General features: G+C 34.9%; 4 protein-coding genes. 3 read left to right on the top strand and 1 reads right to left on the bottom strand.

The window, feature by feature from the left end; all coding sequences use genetic code 11:
* Positions 1-292: 292 nt before the first annotated feature.
* Positions 293-1,030 (bottom strand): dienelactone hydrolase family protein, encoded by a 738-nt coding sequence (locus AC3DU7_RS28970; protein ID WP_488042716.1) that lies wholly within the window; start codon positions 1,028-1,030, stop codon positions 293-295.
* A gap of 238 nt (positions 1,031-1,268) precedes the next feature.
* Between AC3DU7_RS28970 and AC3DU7_RS28965 the strand changes: the two genes are divergently transcribed.
* The 3 genes from AC3DU7_RS28965 to AC3DU7_RS28955 form a co-directional block, all read left to right on the top strand.
* Positions 1,269-2,252, top strand: a complete 984-nt coding sequence (locus tag AC3DU7_RS28965) for a GntR family transcriptional regulator (protein WP_488042715.1) — start codon at positions 1,269-1,271, stop codon at positions 2,250-2,252.
* 282 nt (positions 2,253-2,534) lie between these two features.
* Positions 2,535-2,669 (top strand): hypothetical protein, encoded by a 135-nt coding sequence (locus tag AC3DU7_RS28960; protein WP_488042714.1) that lies wholly within the window; start codon positions 2,535-2,537, stop codon positions 2,667-2,669.
* A 177-nt stretch (positions 2,670-2,846) separates the two neighbouring features.
* Positions 2,847-3,466: nitroreductase family protein (locus tag AC3DU7_RS28955; protein WP_488042713.1), on the top strand; the 620-nt coding region annotated here is incomplete at its 3' end.

Here is a 3,466-nt window from a genome sequence, read left to right as displayed (position 1 = left end):
GGTTTGTATAAAACTAAGAAAGGAAAATTGATCAATGCTGACTGTAATGGTGCTGCAAATATTGGAATCAAAAGTAAACTGAATGGGTTTATCCCGGACAGACTAGAGGCATCTTTGGCTATGCCATTAAGGGTAAAATTTGACGTGGATTGATCCAGGCAAATTTATTACCCTTAAGAATCCATGTGGATTTATCCCACGGAGTGTCAAATACAATAAAAAAATATTTGTGCCACTACACGGAAGTCAAAAGTTAAAAGTTAAATTATTACTTTAAATATAGCTTTTTTCTTTACAATTCTTGACTAAACATTTGCGTTGTCTTAACCCAAGCATCAGCAGCAGCTTCAGCATTGTAACTACTACGATGGTCACAAAAGAAACCGTGGTCTGCTGGATAACGAAATACTTGATGTTTAATTTGATGTTTCTGTAATTCTGCCTCTATTTGGTCTATCTGTTCTATAGGAATTAAAGGATCTTCTGTGCCAAAGAAGCCGTATATCGTACCACTAATTTTAGGAGTGAGGGTAACAGTAGGAGTACCACCACCGGGAGTACCAGTAGTAATGCCAGCTCCATAGAAAGAAGCTGTTGCTTGAATTTCTGGTAAAGTTGCTGCTAAATAGCTCACATGGCCTCCAAAACAGAAACCAATACAACCAAACTTATCTGCTTTAACAGTCGGTAGGGTTTTGAGATAATTTATAGTAGCTTGAATATCACTTAGTAGTTCTGAGGCTTTGGTTTGTTCTTTATACTTGCGACCCAGCTTAACATTTTCCTCAGTATAGCCCACTTCAAAGCCGGGCGCTTGACGTTGGTAGATTGAGGGAGCGATCGCTACATAACCTTCTTTGGCAAATTTTTCTGTTACTTCTCGAATATGGGCATTTACTCCAAATATTTCTTGAATTACTACGACTGCTGGAAATATATTTTCTTCTACTGGTTGTGCTAGATAGGAAGCTATTTCTAGGTCTCCGTTGGGGACTTGAATATAGCCTGTACGAATTTTTAATTCTGTCATATAGTTTCTACACTCCGAAGGTATTGGGTCGCAGGTTGTAGGTATTTAGATGTGAAAAATTTATCTAAAGCCTTATTCAAAACTAGATGCTATCTAGTCGATTGTTCAAAATACATAATAATTGCTCAAGTCATTAATATCAATTTAATTAAAAGATTTAATATGACTGAGTTATTGACAAAACAAAAACTAAAATTAGAGCATGAAAATTTATTTCTGAGCAGCAGTTTTTTCTACTATGGTTAATTTTCAGATTAAGGCAGATAGTGATATTCCTGCATCAAACCAATTATTTAATCAAATTAGGTTCGCCATCGCTTCCCGAAAGTTTCCTCCTGGCCATCGACTACCTAGTACTCGACAACTTGCGATGCAAACTGGTTTACATCGCAACACTATAAGTAAGGTATATCGTCAACTTGAAGATACTGGTCTTGTGGAAGCTCAAGCAGGTTCCGGTATTTATGTTAAAGCACAAGGAAATGAGGGAGGTTCAAAGTTAAAGTCTCCCATTTATGAAAAGTATCCCCACGCTAGTAATGTGGTCAAGGGTGGATTGGATGAACTACTCTCCCAAGGCTGTAGTCTGAATGAAGCTAGAGAAATGTTCCTCACTGAGATTGACTGGCGACTGCGTTGTAGTGCCAGGGTATTAGTTACAGCTCCCTCTAATGATATTGGTATTGGACACTTAATGGCTAAAGAGTTGGAACAAGCTCTTAATATTTCTGTACAAGTAGTTCCTTTAGAAGAACTAGGTAGAGTTATAGATGAAATATCTTCTGGAACGGTTGTTACAAACCGATATTTCATTGGACGAGCTGAAAAAATAGCTGCTCCTCAATCTGTAAGAGTTATTCCAATTGATATATATGATTATGCTCAAGAATTCAAATTGGTCAATAATTTATCTCAGGGAAGTTACTTTGGTATAGTTAGTCTCAGTTTTGGTCTACTAAAAGCTGCAGAGGTAATTATTTACAGCTTGCGTGGAAATGACGTAAATGTCATGACTGCTCAACAGGAAGAAACCCACAAAATTGATGCTATGGTACGGGCAGCTAAAATAATTATTTGTGACAAGTTTAGTGATGCTAAAGTTAGAACTGCTGTACAAAAAAACAGAGCAGATATTATTCGCCCGCCACAAATTATCTGCTGTGAAAATTACATTGGTACAGAGTCGATTAATTTATTGAAACGAGAGTTGGGTTTGGTATAGTTAGGACTCAAGATTATGTAATATGAAGAACAATTAGATAAAATTAATATTAATTTATTTCCTATTTCCCATGTTTATGCTTCTATAACTTTATATGGTATTTTTAAATATTGGGAAACATAATAACTACTGAATATAGCAGCACTAAACAATTTCTATGGCAATCTTATTTAAGTTGTAATATTATTAGTGGCACTCAGGAGGACCGAGTAATAATTTTAAAGGTTTTAAGTTTAAATTAACTACTATAAAAATTGTCACAACTAATTTAGGATTACTATTATGTATAAACGCAAGGATTTAGCTATTAACTGTCAGCTCTCATCAAAGATAGAAGGTTTTAATGAAAAAAGACTATTTCAGCCAGCTTTTATAGTAAGTATAAATTCTGACTTAATCAATAAAGCTTTTATCTAAAACTAAAAGCAATAGCTGATGACTGATGGCTGATAACTGATAGCTGACAGCTAAATGTTTATGTATAAACTCCTCCTATTCCATTTTCCTATAAATGTTAGTTTCACACCTGAAAAGAGAAAAACTATAGTTCAATAATAAATAAAAAAATCCAACTACAAATTATATTTTGATTTTATGGAACCTAGTATTAATTTAAAGCAAGCTATTGAGAAACGTCGTTCTGCTCGTGCATTTAGTAAAGATTCAATTCCTAATGTAATCCTGGAAGAAATTTTACGTCTGGGTATGATGGCTCCCTCTGGTTTTAATTTACAACCTTGGCGTTTTATTGTAGTTAAAGAACAACAGAATAAAGAACGACTTAAGGCTTGTGCTTTTAATCAACGCCAGGTAGAAGAAGCTCCAGTAGTTTTGATTTGTTGTGGCGATCGCCATGTATCTAAACCGGAGTATATAGAATCTATAATTGAGTTGGGTAAAAAGCATGAAGCTATCAATGATAATTATGCAGATTATATGCGAAATTCAATTCCTAAAATGTTTAAAAATCCTTCTTCTTTTGAGTCTATGGAAGCTTGGATAAATAGGCAAGTAATGTTAGCAGTAGCTCAAATTATGGTTGTTTCTAGTAGTTTTGGGGTTGATAGTTGTCCTCTCGAAGGATTTATTACATCTCAAGTTAAAGCAGCATTTAATATTCCAGAGCAAGTAGATGTTTGCTGTATATTGGCTATGGGTTATGCTGCTGAACCATTTAAAAAATATGGTGGACGTCTTTCTTCAAGCCAGGTCTG

The organism is Okeania sp., assembly GCF_983059655.1.
The sequence above is the reverse complement of the archived record's forward strand: the minus strand, read 5'-3'. Positions and strand labels throughout refer to the sequence as shown.

What these genes read in the sequence shown, in the direction of transcription:
- AC3DU7_RS28970 (WP_488042716.1), bottom strand. Translation starts at nt 1,030, where the DNA reads ATGACAGAATTAAAAATTCGTACAGGCTATATTCAAGTCCCCAACGGA.
- AC3DU7_RS28965 (WP_488042715.1), top strand. Translation starts at nt 1,269, where the DNA reads ATGGTTAATTTTCAGATTAAGGCAGATAGTGATATTCCTGCATCAAAC.
- AC3DU7_RS28960 (WP_488042714.1), top strand. Translation starts at nt 2,535, where the DNA reads ATGTATAAACGCAAGGATTTAGCTATTAACTGTCAGCTCTCATCAAAG.